The 14,005-nt window shown below is 41.9% G+C and carries 10 protein-coding genes; 3 read left to right on the top strand and 7 right to left on the bottom strand.

The window, feature by feature from the left end; all coding sequences use genetic code 11:
* Positions 1–39: 39 nt before the first annotated feature.
* Positions 40–1,263, bottom strand: a complete 1,224-nt coding sequence (gltS, locus tag AB4298_RS00520) for a sodium/glutamate symporter (protein WP_371985390.1) — start codon at positions 1,261–1,263, stop codon at positions 40–42.
* A gap of 338 nt (positions 1,264–1,601) precedes the next feature.
* A complete protein-coding gene (locus AB4298_RS00515) occupies positions 1,602–2,354 on the bottom strand; it encodes a sporulation protein (RefSeq protein ID WP_371985389.1) in 753 nt (250 codons plus the stop codon).
* 484 nt (positions 2,355–2,838) lie between these two features.
* Here AB4298_RS00515 and AB4298_RS00510 point away from each other — a divergent pair, with 484 nt between their 5' ends.
* Complete coding sequence (locus tag AB4298_RS00510) at positions 2,839–4,137, top strand: NCS2 family permease (RefSeq protein ID WP_371985570.1); 1,299 nt, start codon at positions 2,839–2,841, stop codon at positions 4,135–4,137.
* A gap of 88 nt (positions 4,138–4,225) precedes the next feature.
* Here the strand turns inward: AB4298_RS00510 and exeM are convergent, their stop codons facing one another.
* Both exeM and guaD read right to left on the bottom strand, forming a co-directional pair.
* Positions 4,226–6,883, bottom strand: a complete 2,658-nt coding sequence (gene exeM, locus AB4298_RS00505) for an extracellular exonuclease ExeM (protein ID WP_371985388.1) — start codon at positions 6,881–6,883, stop codon at positions 4,226–4,228.
* Between the two features lie 535 nt (positions 6,884–7,418).
* Positions 7,419–8,783, bottom strand: a complete 1,365-nt coding sequence (gene guaD / locus AB4298_RS00500; protein WP_371985387.1) for a guanine deaminase — start codon at positions 8,781–8,783, stop codon at positions 7,419–7,421.
* A 268-nt stretch (positions 8,784–9,051) separates the two neighbouring features.
* On the opposite strand from guaD, the gene AB4298_RS00495 reads away from it, so the two are divergent.
* Both AB4298_RS00495 and AB4298_RS00490 read left to right on the top strand, forming a co-directional pair.
* Positions 9,052–9,300, top strand: coding sequence for a hypothetical protein (locus AB4298_RS00495; protein ID WP_248999372.1), 249 nt, complete (start codon positions 9,052–9,054; stop codon positions 9,298–9,300).
* Between the two features lie 330 nt (positions 9,301–9,630).
* Positions 9,631–10,116: a cupin domain-containing protein gene (locus AB4298_RS00490; RefSeq protein WP_371985386.1), complete on the top strand. Its 486-nt coding sequence runs from the start codon at positions 9,631–9,633 to the stop codon at positions 10,114–10,116.
* A gap of 74 nt (positions 10,117–10,190) precedes the next feature.
* Here AB4298_RS00490 and AB4298_RS00485 read toward each other — a convergent pair whose 3' ends face one another.
* From AB4298_RS00485 to yghU, 3 genes are all read right to left on the bottom strand, one after another.
* Positions 10,191–11,267 (bottom strand): hypothetical protein, encoded by a 1,077-nt coding sequence (locus AB4298_RS00485; RefSeq protein WP_248999368.1) that lies wholly within the window; start codon positions 11,265–11,267, stop codon positions 10,191–10,193.
* Entirely contained in the window at positions 11,264–12,751 is a 1,488-nt protein-coding gene (locus AB4298_RS00480; RefSeq protein WP_371985385.1) for a GIY-YIG nuclease family protein, read from the bottom strand. The genes AB4298_RS00485 and AB4298_RS00480 overlap by 4 nt, the downstream gene beginning before the upstream one ends.
* A gap of 227 nt (positions 12,752–12,978) precedes the next feature.
* The gene (yghU, locus tag AB4298_RS00475) at positions 12,979–13,836 is read right to left on the bottom strand and encodes a glutathione-dependent disulfide-bond oxidoreductase (RefSeq protein WP_371985384.1); all 858 of its coding nucleotides are present in this window, start codon (positions 13,834–13,836) and stop codon (positions 12,979–12,981) included.
* Between the last annotated feature and the right edge of the window lie 169 nt (positions 13,837–14,005).

Below are 14,005 nucleotides of genomic sequence, written 5' to 3'. Positions count from 1 at the left end.
CAGCTAATTTAGCTGGCTTTTTACTATTATAGTCTGGGATTAACCAACAAAAATCATAAAGCCTTTTAAGATAATCGCGTTGACGATATCAACGAAGAAGGCGCCTACAATCGGCACCACCATAAAGGCTTGTGGTGATGGACCTGTTCTTGAAACTAGGGCGCCCATGTTCATAACCGCTGTTGGTGTTGCACCTAGGCCAAAGCCACAGTGGCCGCCAGCCATGACTGCTGCATCGTAATTACTGCCCATGACCTTAAATGTCACAAAGTAAGCAAATAACGCTAATACGGCAGTTTGCACCACTAAGATGAGCAGTAGCGGTATCGCAAGATCAAAAATTTCCCATAGCTTTAAGTTCATTAGCGCCATTGAAAGGAACAGTGCAAGCGATACCGAACCCAGCACGTCAACACATTCGCTATTGATCTTATAGCTACGAGTGACTTCAGTGAAGTTGGTAATAATCACACCAATAAACAGCGCGTAAACAAATTCTGGCATCTTTAACCAGCTAGCACCAACAGCTTCAATTAGTGCACTAGTCCATTTAGCACCAGCCACACAGAGGAGCATAATAAATAGCACTTCAAGTACGCTTTTAGCGGTTACTCGGTCAATTTCTAGCTGATCATAAGTCACTAGATCGGGGTGATCGGTATGGTGGTTACCACCAATACCATAACTTGAGACTAAGTTGTTTTTATTGATAAGGCGCTGGGCAACTGGGCCACCGATAATCCCCCCCATGACTAAGCCAAATGTTGCCGCTGCCATTGCGAATTCAAGGGTATTAATTCCGTATTCGGTTTGGAAAGTATCAGCCCAAGCTGCGCCTGTACCATGTCCACCTGATAAGGTAATAGAGCCTGCGATTAAGCCCATAAAGGACTCTAGTCCTAATAGGTTTGCCAGACTTACACCGACAATGTTTTGAATAACAATAAATAGCGATGCGACACCCAAGAAGATGAAGACCTTGCTGCCGCCTTTTAGCAATAACTTATAGTTTGCGGCTAGACCAACAGTGCTGAAAAACATCAGCATCAGGGTGTTTTGCATCGATAGGCTAAAGGCTACCGTAATATTATTAAAATGCAGCACAGTAATCGCGGCAGCAATAATTAACCCGCCGACAATGGGTTCGGGGATATTGTATTTTTTTAATACTGGAATATAGCGGTTAACCGCGTGACCGATGAATAGCACAAGAATCGCGACTAAAAATGATTCGAGCTCGCCAATGGTAAAGACTGTATTCATATGACTCCTAGCAAAATAGATAAAGTCGTTATAAAAAAACCTTCAATTTGTTACTGACTTTTTGTTTTATTGATTTGTTTTTAATAGTTTTTTATGTTGTTACGCCTATTTAGTGGCGGCTTATACTGCCACACTTATTTATCTCTCGGATATCTCTGGTTGCTCGTAAAGTGAACGATTTGGATTAATATTTATTTATATTTGATCTTGGTAGCAGCTTTTATTGTGTGGGAGTGAGCTGTAGCGCAGTATTAGTCAGATATTCTGTTTGCAGTTCGAAATGGAGAGAATAGCGAGTTTGTGTTGTTTATCTACCTATTTTAAACAGTCTGAATTGTTTAACTCAGCAGCCTTTCAATATAAGGCCTAACAGTGTCAACACTGTCGCAATGGTTCGGAATGGATACACTATGATAGCCATCACCCGAAAAGGCTCTATCGATTTCAATGAGTACGCCAGTTTCTGCGCCATTATCAACAAAAGTGACTTCTAGCTCTTTAGCACCAAAGAAAGAGCGAGACTCCGGTTTGAACTCGTACTCTTGATAACAAGGTAGGTGAGAACTAAAACTTTGCGCGCTAATGTAACCGACCTCAATATCAGACTTAAATAGACGGTAGCCGCTGTTTTCAATGAGTTCTAATACCGCAAGTTGAGTATTTGAAGGCACTATGACTAATGGATCTTTATCTGAGCCATCAATGCCATTTTTAATATCTAAGCCGGTTTGAAGCCACACTTTAGCAATACGCTGACCAAATAGACTGGAAGCAGGGATCTCTGGATGCAGATCTAACTCAAATTGATGAGTGATGGTTTCGCCTGGCTGTATGGTGATATCTAGGCTAGGTTGCCAGCTTTGCAGTACGAGACTTTTGTTGTATTTAACTTCATTGTCACCGATTTCTTGCTCGGCTTTGGCTTCGGCCATAATGGCAAATTCTAGACCGTTTAGCTGTTGCTCAACATCGCCACCTTTAATGATGACTTCGATAGCAAAGCTATCACCGGCACGTAATTGTTCATCAAGCAAAATGGTATCAACGGTTGCTTTGCCAATGCCGACACTGGCGAGAAGTTTTTTTAGCATTTATCTGTCCTTGGATATAAACAAGCTTGAGGCTGACACTAGCATTAGGCATGGTTTAGCTCAATAACTACTGTGTATTTAGCTGGTTAGTTAGACTTCTACAACAGAGTTAGTGCAATGGTTACAGCTAATATTTTTAGTTTATAATCGAAAGCGCCGCAGCAAGCTTATTTCCCCTCTAAAAAACTCTGTAATATGTGATGTGAATCACTCATGTTTGACCCTCTCTCTACTCTACAATAGCGCCCCTTTCGTTACCTAAATCGAAATTGTTTAATCGTTATCTTCAGAACTACTGTTCTGGGGATTAAGTGCGCGCGCCGCGAATGGAAAATTGGCTTTTTTACAGTCGCTTTTACCGTGGCAACAGTGAAGTTAAGATGGAAATAATCTAGTTATGAGTACGCCAAGTAATGCACCGCACAGCGATGTAAAAGCTGCTAATACGGCAGCAAACTCTAGCGAAGTACCTGCAAAGTCGGGTTTGTTAGAGCGATTTTTTAAACTGTCAGCCCATAACACTAACGTATCGACTGAGGTCATTGCAGGTATCACTACCTTTATGACTATGGTGTACATCGTTTTTGTTAATCCACAAATCTTGTCAGCAGCAGGAATGGATGCCAGTGCGGTTTTTGTTGTCACCTGTCTGATCAGCGCCATTGGCTGTATCGCCATGGGCTTAATTGCTAACTTACCTATCGCGCTCGCTCCAGCAATGGGCCTGAATGCCTTTTTCGCCTTCTCTGTGGTCGTGGGGATGGGCGTAAGCTGGCAAATAGGTATGGGTACCATCTTCTGGGGGGCAGTGTGTTTTGCCATCGTGTCTCTACTTGGTATCCGCTCTTGGATTTTAACTAATATCCCAAAATGTCTGCGCATTGGTATTCCAAGTGGTATTGGTTTACTTATCGCCATGGTCGGTTTTAGTAACGCCGGTATTGTGGTCGCAAGCCCTGCAACCATGATTACAGTGGGTGACTTAAGCTCACTAGAATGTGTATTAGGTGCACTAGGCTTCTTTATTATCGTAATTTTAGCTTCTCGTGGTATTCATTCTGCGGTACTAGTGTCGATTGCAATCGTCACCGCTATTGCAGCTCTAATGGGCGAGATTGAGTACACTGGTATTGTGTCTATGCCGCCTAGTATTGCTAATACTTTTGGTGAGTTAGATTTAGCAGGTTCACTTGATGTCGCACTTATGGGAGTGATTTTCTCTTTTGCGCTGGTAAGCCTATTTGACAGCTCTGGCACCATGATTGGCGTAACAGAGAAATGTGGCTTTACCGATAAACGCGGCCGTTTCCCACGTATGAAACAAGCCTTGATGACAGACTCTGCGACATCAGTTGTTGGCGCTTACATGGGCACCTCAACCGTTACGGCTTACATTGAAAGCTCGGCAGGTGTTGCTGCTGGTGGACGTACAGGCTTAACTGCGATTGTTGCTGGCCTTTTGTTTATTTTGGTGATTTTCTTCTCGCCATTAGCTGCAATGGTACCGGGTTACGCAGTTGCTGGCGCACTGGTTTATGTGGGCATTTTGATGTCATCAGAACTCGCTAAAATTGACGGTAAAGACTTAACTGAGTCGGCTCCAGCTTTTATTACCGCAGTGATGATGCCGTTTACCTTCTCGATTACTGAAGGCGTAGCAGCAGGTTTTATTACCTACTGTGTGCTAAAAGTTGGCACCAATCGCTGGCGTGAAATCCACCCTGGTGTAGCGTTAGTGGCACTGCTGTTTATCATCAAATTTGCTTTTGTTGATGGTCATTAATTTCAATACTTAATGCATTGATGTTTAGCAAAATAAAAAGGCTCAGCGGATTACTCCGCTGAGCCTTTTTTAGTATTGCTTTACTGGATTAACGTGTACGTCTAAGTCCTAGCAGACCAAGTAACATTAGGCCAAAGTAACCCAATGAACCACCGTCATTTTTAGGTTTTACCTCTGGCTCAGGTTTAGGTGCTGGGTAACTTAGTGCAATAATCACAGGGTCGTGATCCGATGAACTAAATGCATTGTCAGACTTCTCTAGATCACCTGAATATTTGCTTGGGTATTCAAACAGGCTAGATTCAACTGAATTGATGTTCCAGTCTTCAATTGCTACCAGTTTATCGGCAACTAATTTGTTAGCTAGTGCATGGTCTAGGTTACCTAGCTCACCACTATAGCTATAGCCAAATGTTGCAGTGCCGTGGGCTTGAGTGTTTAAGTTGATAAGACCATAGCCTTTATCAATCTTGCTACCTTGACGTTCATATACGTCACCATTTAGTGTGGTCCAAGCTGCGCTCACTATTTCACGATTTGCTGTTGCTGCATCGTAATCGGTTAATACAGCGATGGGATCTTCCATGCCGTAAGAGTTCATGTCACCAATGACAAGCAAACCACCCTCTACAGTTTTTAGAGACTCGCCAAGTACTTTGGCTGCTGAAACCCGGAACTCATTACACTTACCTTGCAGATCAGCAGGATCTTTGCTTTCTGAAAACTCTAACCAGTCTTCTAAACAGCCTGAACCTTTTGACTTAAGGTGATTAACCACAACGGTAAGTTTTTCATCATTGATTTGGAAAGTTTGTCCTAAGCTATGACGCTGGAACTTATCGTAAGCAGGGCTGTACTCCAATGTGCCATTATTATCACGGCTAGCAACACCTTCAGTTGCGTGTTGCTCTGGTGTTGCAACGATAAAGGCATCACCGCTTGGGGTTACCTTGCTTGAACGATATAAAATACCCACTGCAATCGCATCACCACCAATGAACTCACCTTTATACTTATCGGCATCAGTAGCTTCAATAAAGGAATAGGCATCTTCTGCTGGCATTTCAGCGTTTAAGGCATCGAGCAGGTATTGAATTGAGCTATGCTCACTAAACCCGTTATTTTCAATCTCCATTAAGCCTATGATATCGGCATTCATTTCGGTAATAGCATTAACGATTTTAGCTCTTTGTAGCTGATAGTCTTCTAATGAGTGTGCACCACGACCACACCCACGGCTTGCATCTGCATCAGCTTGATCTTTACAAGTTGGGTTTAATGGACCGCCAATATCGCTATCGCTGGTGAACAGGTTTAGGACGTTAAAGCTAGCAACGCGAATGTCTCCCTGACTGGCAACTTCAGGAGCGTTTGTACGATCATTAATGCGAATAAAGTCACCGGCAGTAATTTCATTCGTCACGACTAAACGCGGCTCACCATAGCTGTAGCTAACAACGCCTGTCATATTGGTCATTTGATCACCAACACGAATATAGCCTGTTTCTGCATTGAATGTTGGGAAGTAAGGCACCTCACCATTTTTAGCTTTAAAGTCAGATTCTATATACAGCTCATTACCACGATTTGCTGCCTGTAATGCTGTCGCTTTATCTGAATGAGGGGCATAAACCTGTGTAGGCTTCATCAATGGTGTTTTATGAGAAAGCACCATATTGTTTCTTCTTGCTGCATAGTCATAGCTGAAAGTACGCGTAACTTTCATATCGCTACCCGCATCAAGCACAATTTGCATACCTTCGTAGCGGTTTAGCGCATCCTCAAATGACTCGCCATCAGCAACGTAAAAAGCTTCTGGTGCTGGCACGTCAGTTTTTTCGCCAATCACAAACTTTTTGTCTGCTTTAATATCGATTTGAGTCAGGCCATAGAAATCTTTAACTTTGCCCTTAACACACACTTGAGTGCCAGGCTGAATAGCTTCACTTGGAGCTTCACCTAAATAAACAAATACACCGTCAGAGGTGTAAGGTGAGTTATCCCCATTGATCTCTTGTAGATAAAAACCTTTAAACAGGCTTTCACCACGAGCCGTCACCACACCACTAATAGTCACTTCTTCATTTGACTCAAACTTACCTGATTCGATCAGTGGGCTAATACGACCAACGCCTTGCACATCGTAGATTGGGGTAATGGTTTCACCAAGGCAGCTAAAGCTTGGCTCTATAGGAATATCGCCACCTGCAAAATTACCATTGCGTGCACCGAGTCCGCTAAAGAGGTTCTTTGACTTAACCGTCCACTCGCTAGCTTGATAAGTGCTGTTAGCTGCGGTCACATTAGCATTACGCTCAACGGTAACATCTTTTGCCCAGTCACCAGTTGTGCCGATTTCACCAAACAGATCGACTTGCTCAGTTCCTTTTAGGATGGCAACTTTATCATCGCCATTGAAGTAAATTGCCGCACTGACGGAGTCAATTGCAGCATCTAATTCTATGGCGTTATCGGCATGGTTATTGGTGATCACTTTCACCGAACCAGCAGCAAGGTTTCCGCTTAAATTTAGAATAGTTTTAGCTGTGGCATCGCCTTTTGAGTAATAGGCTAAGGTGTAATCTGACAAGTCTACGCTTGCTGTACCTGAATTGTAGATCTCGATGGCTTTACTAAAGCCAGAGCCTTCTACATATTCACTTATCATAATATCGGCTTGTGCAGTCATAGGTAATGCAGCAGTGATTGCTAGCGCCAACGCTGACACTTTTGTAACTTTTTCCATGTATTCAACCCCGTTTTTATTATGTAGCCGTTAATTCTTGTTAACGTGCGCGAGGATTGTTACAGACTGATAACTTGGTATTTGTGATCCATGTCACATTTCTCATTTGCGAACGCTTAGTTTTCTTTTTGTGGTTAATAAGTGTGCGTTTGATCTTATTTAATCAGAATCAGGGTTTTTATAGATTTTTGGCTCACCGTATTTGCGGGGTTAAATTTTGCTAGGATTTCACTTTGTTGGTGTATTGGATTGCTTTTGATTGTTTTTGTAGTGTTATGAACCAAGATTTTAGCTACTTTTATGTTTGCTATGATAGTTGGTTTTTTAATTTGATTAAATGAACCATCGTTGTCAATTTAAGGGTAAAAATAGAGATTGTTTATCAAATAAAATTAGGTGAGAGGCAGAGTAAGGCATTTCTGCTGGCTTTACTTAAAACTGGAGAGTGATGGTTATTTTTGAAATAGCAGTATTGGACCTAAGACAGGCCCAATACCGTTAAGAATGAAGAGCGCTCCCGTCATCAATCTAGATATTACTTATTGATGACCATTTGCCCTTTAACCCACACCTTACAGATGTTTTGACGGTTATTGAGGGTAATGATTTTCTCTAGCTTATCCTTAGGGCTGTCCATCTCATCAATAATAAAGATATTGCTGTCCGCAACTGCTATATCAACCACTAAGGCATCAAATTCATACCCTGGCTGGAACAAACCCACTTTAGCATCAATCGCTTGCCCACCGCCAACGGTCGCCATCCAGTAAGACTCTAAAAATGAGATACGACTGCCACTTTCGCCGCGAGTATCGGCTGGTAAGTAAGTTGACGTACCATCTTCACGAACCCGTGAATGATTAACCGCATCAAGGCAAGTGTGAAAGATTGATGGGATTGGTGCACCAGCTAAGTCACTACCAAGTCCGCATTTTAGGTCGTTATCCAGAATTTCACGGGTTTGCATTGCAGCGTTGGCAAAATACATGTTTGATAACGGGCAATGCGCAATACTTGCACCGCTTTCTTTAATGATAGCGTGATCGGCTGGGGTTAAGAAAATCGAGTGCGCAAGAATCGTTTTGTTGGTCATTAAACCATAATCACGATAGATCTCGGCGTCGGTTTTGCCATACATTTTCTGACTATAGTCACGCGCCCAGTCGCTTTCAGAGCAATGGGTTTGTACGTGACATTGGTATTTTTGAGCAAGCTCACCTAGACCTTGTAGCATCTCACTGGTGCAACTTGGTACAAAGCGTGGGGTTAATACTGGCGAGACCAATTGTTGCTCATTACCTTCAAGCGCCAATACTTGTTGGATGAAATCTTCAGTTTCAACCAGTGCATCTGCAGTAGAAGCTTCAATATAAAATGGTGGACACTGGCTTGCTTCATCCATATTCACTTTACCGACAAAGCCACGTTGGCCTTGCTTTAAACATTCGCGAGCTAGCTCAACAGAGCTGTCTTTATGAATAGTGGCAAAATACACCGCGCTAGTAGTGCCGTTAGCAAGCAGTGACTTTACTAGGCTTGGATAGATCTGCTTAGTAAAATCCATATCGGAAAATTTGGCTTCTAATGGGAAAGTATAATCTTGTAGCCAATCGTAAAGCGGTAAGTCTAGGCCTTTACCCGCTTGAGGAAATTGCGGCGCATGCACGTGCAAATCAACCATGCCAGGCATTAAGTATTGAGTTGAAGAAAGTTCAATTAGCTGATTGCTGCTGGACAATATGCTGACTTGGGTTTGGAAATCGGCATTAGTTTCGGTCAACACAGAAGCGATATTGCCTTGGCTATTAACTTGAATTAATGCCTTTGGTGCATACTCAAAATCACCTTTGGTTGGGCAATGAAAGTATTGTCCTAGGACTGCAAATTTAATCTCAGACATCTTGGTGCATCCATCTTATTTATATGTAGGGTCTATGCCGCGGGAGTATTACATGAGCACATTGAAAATTAATAAAATTAACTGTTATTTGTGAACTGGCTAATAGACTAAATAAGTCATTGCTGAATTTAACAGCTCAATCATCAAATAGAGGTTTTGTTCTTTGTAAGACAGGCTGTCAATTTTTGGCTATGATCTGTAAAGTACGCCCCATAAAATGCATGGGTAATTGATGAGCTATGCACAGCTAAGTAAAAGAGATTTGAAAATGAATAACGATCAAAACGTAATCGATAATCTAGACGACTTACGTCGCTTTTTAGTTTCAGTTGAAACTGGTGGTATAGGTCTTGAAGGGGTGGCTGGTGTTGGTATGGCGACGAACATAGCTGATGGACGTCATTTTGTTGCTGTTTTTGATAATGATCAGAAGCTTTTGCATGCACGCTGGGTAAGCGACGAAGTTTACGAAAATGGAAAAGAGATGGTTCGTGACGGCGTAATGGGCAAGCATTAAGCATGTTTACGACCAGCTGCACAGCCTTCGTCATCTAGATTTTGAGCGACTGTGTACGAGTAAAACATTATAAATAACCTAAAGCTCAAGGTTAACTACCTTGAGCTTTTTTATTGTGTTTTAGTGGTCGGTATAACCATGAATCACAAACTCTAATCATGGTCGCAGCCTTTATTGCTCAGTTGGATTACACTTGCGCGGTATTTTTATCCAAGCGCCAAATAAGCCTCTTTATCGGTGCACAGTTATATACTGTACTCAATTGATAAAACTTCCCTACAACAGTGTTTTCAACAATATGTTGTTAACCGAATACAATAGGTCATTGCAATGCAAACCGCTGAATACTTTATTGAACACCTTGAGTTAGAACAACATGTCGAAGGCGGTTACTTCCGCTCATCTTATCGCTCAGAGCAAAACTTTGACGACAGTCGTGCACTTTGGACCAGCATTTACTTCTTATTGCGCACAAATGAGGTGTCGAACTTTCACCGCTTAACTGCTGATGAAATGTGGTACTTCCACGCTGGAGAGTCATTGACGATTTATATGATTGATGAACAAGGCGTGCTTACCACTGCGCAGCTTGGCCTTGATTTAGCAGCTGGTGAGCGGCCACAATTTTTAGTGCCTAAAGGCTGTATATTTGGCTCTGCAATGAACAAGCCGGGCTTTTCTTTAGTGGGTTGTATGGTGTCACCCGGTTTTACCTTTGATGACTTTGAGTTATTTAGCCAAGAAACATTATTAAATGACTACCCACAACATGAAGAGATTATTAAGCGACTAAGTCGCTGTGGTGTGGGGAGCTAGTAAATAAATATTTAAAAGGCGCTAATAAACAGTTTTTAGCGCCTTTTTATTGCTTTACTGCAACAAAAGATAAGCTAAAACTGCAGCGGTTGCAGGATCAAGAAAATAGCGATTGCACTGGCAAGCAAAGCTGCTACGGGGATTAGGTTTCTCGCTAAACGTTGAGATAGCTTTCCTTGCTCTGCGACATAGTCAGTGTGTTGTTGTTGAGTTTGCGTTAATAGTTTTGCTGTTTTTTCTAAGTTATGAGTTAGCTCTGTGGTGCGGAGCTCATTGTTTGATAGTTGCTCCGACAATGTTTCGACTATTTGATTTAGTTCGACAAGTTCTTCTTTTTGCGTCTGTAGTTGTGCACTTGTTTGCAGGTGTTGTTGCTTTAGTTCAGCCTTTTGCTGGCTTAGCATTTCAATAGCACTGTCTTGAGAGGTATCTTTTAGGCTTTTAGCTTCGTTATCATCTTTCAGAGAGTGAGCCATTTTTGACAACTGGCTGATCTCTACATCTTGGGACAAATCCTTTTTACGTTTAGCTTCGCTTTTTTGTTGCAGTTCATTGATCAACTGTTGGCGAGTATCTGCACCTTGAATAATCTGTTGTGAAGTCTTATCTAGATGGGCAATTTTGGCGCTTTGCTCAGAGTCGATAATATCTTTCACTTCAACAAAATCATCGAGCTCTATCAGTTTACGCTCATGATTTTCGATTTGTTGAGACTGCGCTAGTTGATAGCTTACTTGCTGCTCAATTTTGGTGACAATTGCAAGTGCCGCTTCTTTTTGGTTGCTGTCTAATGTTTTATCGTCTTTGGTTAGCTTTACTATTTTTTCTACTAAGGCTTCATGGAAATCTTTTAAAAATCCATTTTTAATATTTTGTACTTTAAGCACGATAGTTAGAATATTTTGGGTGACTTCTAAACTTGCGCCAAGATTTTCAACCATAGCGGCAAGATCTTTATCGTTACGGCCTGAAATACTACCAAAAGCATTACTCCAAAATCCTTTTTTATTGATTTCAGTGGCAAGCTTTTGCACATCTTTAGTCGTTTTTAATGCTGCTGTTAGCTTAGTTAGGTTGCTTTCAAAGTCCTGAAAGAAGACTTGGTATTCTTGTCTTTCAATAAGCTCTTGTTTGGCTTTTACTAATGTCACGCTTTTGCTCCTAAGGAAATGCTATTTAATCTGTCTTCTATACTGAAATGCTCGATGGCTTGATGTTGCTCAAGTTGTTTAGTTTGTGCAGATAAGTCGAGTAATAGCTCTTGGGATGAGCGCATGTAATCTTCAAGGCCATTAATCATAATTAACTCTTTTTCTGCATTAATCACCAGCTGCTCACAGGCGCTTCTTTGTTGAGCAAGCGATTGTTGTTGCATCGGGTTGAAGTTAACAATTTTTTCGACAATTTGTGGCACAAAACCCGATAAGTAATGGCTAGACACACCAAATCCAATTGCGGCTATCGTTGCTGCAAAATAGGGGGCAAATGGTGCGATAGGCGGTATGAGTGCGGTCAGATTTGCCTCAATGATAGGATCGAGTGCATCCCAAATCACTAAGCAGCCACTGGTAATGATAGTTTCAGATATTTTTGCGACAAGCTCGGCCTTGCCCATTGTTTTTTGGCCTTTATACAACTGCCACGCCGCGTAACCTAAGTCGTAAATGTTGCGAGCTAATTGATAAATTTTGCGAATGGCACTTGAAAAGGCGTTAACAATAAATTCAAAAATCCCTTTTAGTATAGATCCAGGATTTTTCAGGATATTGGCAATAACAGACCAGATCTTATTAAATAGACGCTTTATACGATCTTTAAGTTTGGTTTTTCCGCCAGAAACAATATCAACTAACTCATCTTTTAAAGCTTTAATACAAGTGGAGACTAGAGTTTCTAATATACTCCAGCCGACATTTTCTGCTGCGGCTTTAGCTGCACCTGCAGTAAGGCTTGCTGTGCTACCAGAAGCATCTTTCATTTTCTTTGCTTCAATATTGGAGCGAGTACCTTGTTGATTAAGTAGCTCTTCGCGGGCGTTAACACTTGGTTGTGCCTCTTTGATAAGGTGCGCTTCAATCGCTGCAGCAGTTTCTTTTGACTCACATGAGATAAACTTAACTACACAACCTTCTGTAAGCTGATCTGATAATTTATATTGCTCGCCATTGCTGAGTTTTTGGCGGTTTTCATTCAGGTGACCAGCATGCCAGCGGCTACGAATATTCGCACTGTCACCAACATAAACGGGCGTATTGGTTTTATCGAATACAACATAAACCCCTGGCTTCCCCGGCACTTGGTGTAATCCTTCGGCAATACCATCTTTTACTGTGAATTGACCATCGTATTGCATGCTAGAAAGTAATGAAATGCCATGAGATAAGCTTTTGCTAATCATCTCTTTCCAATCGACACCTCTATTAGCCACTTCCATGACATCTTTTGCTGATGTGGCAGCGAGTGTATCCTCGATTGTTATTTTTACACTTGGGTGCTTACTGCCAGCTTGGGAGTTGTTTTTGTTTCTTACTCCGCCCACAAGTTTTCGAGTAACGTTATCAATAGCTTTATCAACAATAGCGTTGGTGAGGGGGGAAAAGCTGTGAGTTACTTCGGCTGTATTAGCTGTGGTCACACATCCATCCTTTTGATGTTCATAAACGGTTTTTATTCAGGCGAGTTACTTATTAAATGCAAAGGGTTTATTTCACATTTATATTGGCAACGGTAAGTAAATTATCATATGCAGAAGTGAAGAAGTTTGGTTTGGGTCTCACAAAAGTATCGATTAGTATCAAATGGTTACTTTTAAAGCATAACGCCAGTCAAAGACTGGCGTTATGCATTTTGGATCGCCGGACACTAAGTTTTTTTGTTAAGCACCGCATCAATATCGGCAGCGCAGTGGCGCTCTTCAAGTTGCTCCCACTCTTCGCCCCATGAGCGATTAACGATTCGACCACGCTGTACGGCTTCACGTTGCTCAACTTGCTTTGCCCAGCGCAGTAGGTGTTTGTAGCTCGTGACATCTAAAAACTCTGCAGCGTTATATAAATTGCCCAGCACTAGGCTGCCATACCAAGGCCAGATAGCGATATCGGCAATACTATATTCATCACCACCAATATATTCATTGTTAGCGAGTTGCTTATCGAGCACATCGAGTTGGCGCTTAGTTTCCATGGTAAAACGGTTGATTGGGTATTCAAATTTCTCTGGTGCATAAGCGTAGAAGTGACCAAACCCGCCGCCCAAATAAGGTGCTGAACCTTGTAGCCAAAATAACCAGTTCATGATTTCGGTTTTAGCAGCTACATCTTTAGGTAAAAAGTGACCAAACTTTTCAGCTAGATACAACAGAATATTGCCCGACTCGAATACGCGGATTGGTGTGTCAGTTGAGGTATCAATCAGTGCTGGAATTTTGGAATTTGGATTAATATCGACAAACCCTGAGCCGAATTGATCGCCCTCACCAATATTAATTAAGTACGCATCATATTCAGCTGCCGTCACGCCCTTAGCAAGTAGCTCTTCTAGCATGATAGTGACTTTTTGGCCGTTAGGGGTCGCTAACGAATGTAATTGCAATGGTTGCTCACCATGCGGCAGTGCTTGCTGATGTCTTGCACCTGAGTCTGGGCGATTGATACTTGCCCATTGGCCACCATTTTCGTTATCCATGGTCCAAACGTTTGCTGGTGTGTATTGGTTTGTCATGTCTTATCCTATTGGTTTAGTCCGCTTTATTGATATTGAGCTGCTTGCTTATTGTTTAGGCTTTACATTATAGATATCGGGTCGAAAAGCGGTTTTAAAACCCCTAAGCGCTTTTATGAATATAACTGTTTAATCTGATTGAGATAGCTTTTGAATAAAGCGGGCAATA

The sequence above is a fragment of the Shewanella sp. 10N.261.52.F9 genome (assembly GCF_041471165.1).
GTDB classification, from domain to species: Bacteria; Pseudomonadota; Gammaproteobacteria; order Enterobacterales; family Shewanellaceae; genus Shewanella; species Shewanella marinintestina.
This window is presented reverse-complemented; position numbering and strand designations above follow the sequence as displayed.

Excerpts from the sequence above, each read along its gene's own strand:
- gltS (WP_371985390.1), bottom strand. The coding sequence starts at position 1,263 with ATGAATACAGTCTTTACCATTGGCGAGCTCGAATCATTTTTAGTCGCG.
- AB4298_RS00495 (WP_248999372.1), top strand. The coding sequence starts at position 9,052 with ATGAATAACGATCAAAACGTAATCGATAATCTAGACGACTTACGTCGC.
- AB4298_RS00490 (WP_371985386.1), top strand. The coding sequence starts at position 9,631 with ATGCAAACCGCTGAATACTTTATTGAACACCTTGAGTTAGAACAACAT.
- exeM (WP_371985388.1), bottom strand. The coding sequence starts at position 6,883 with ATGGAAAAAGTTACAAAAGTGTCAGCGTTGGCGCTAGCAATCACTGCT.
- guaD (WP_371985387.1), bottom strand. The coding sequence starts at position 8,783 with ATGTCTGAGATTAAATTTGCAGTCCTAGGACAATACTTTCATTGCCCA.
- yghU (WP_371985384.1), bottom strand. The coding sequence starts at position 13,836 with ATGACAAACCAATACACACCAGCAAACGTTTGGACCATGGATAACGAA.
- AB4298_RS00515 (WP_371985389.1), bottom strand. The coding sequence starts at position 2,354 with ATGCTAAAAAAACTTCTCGCCAGTGTCGGCATTGGCAAAGCAACCGTT.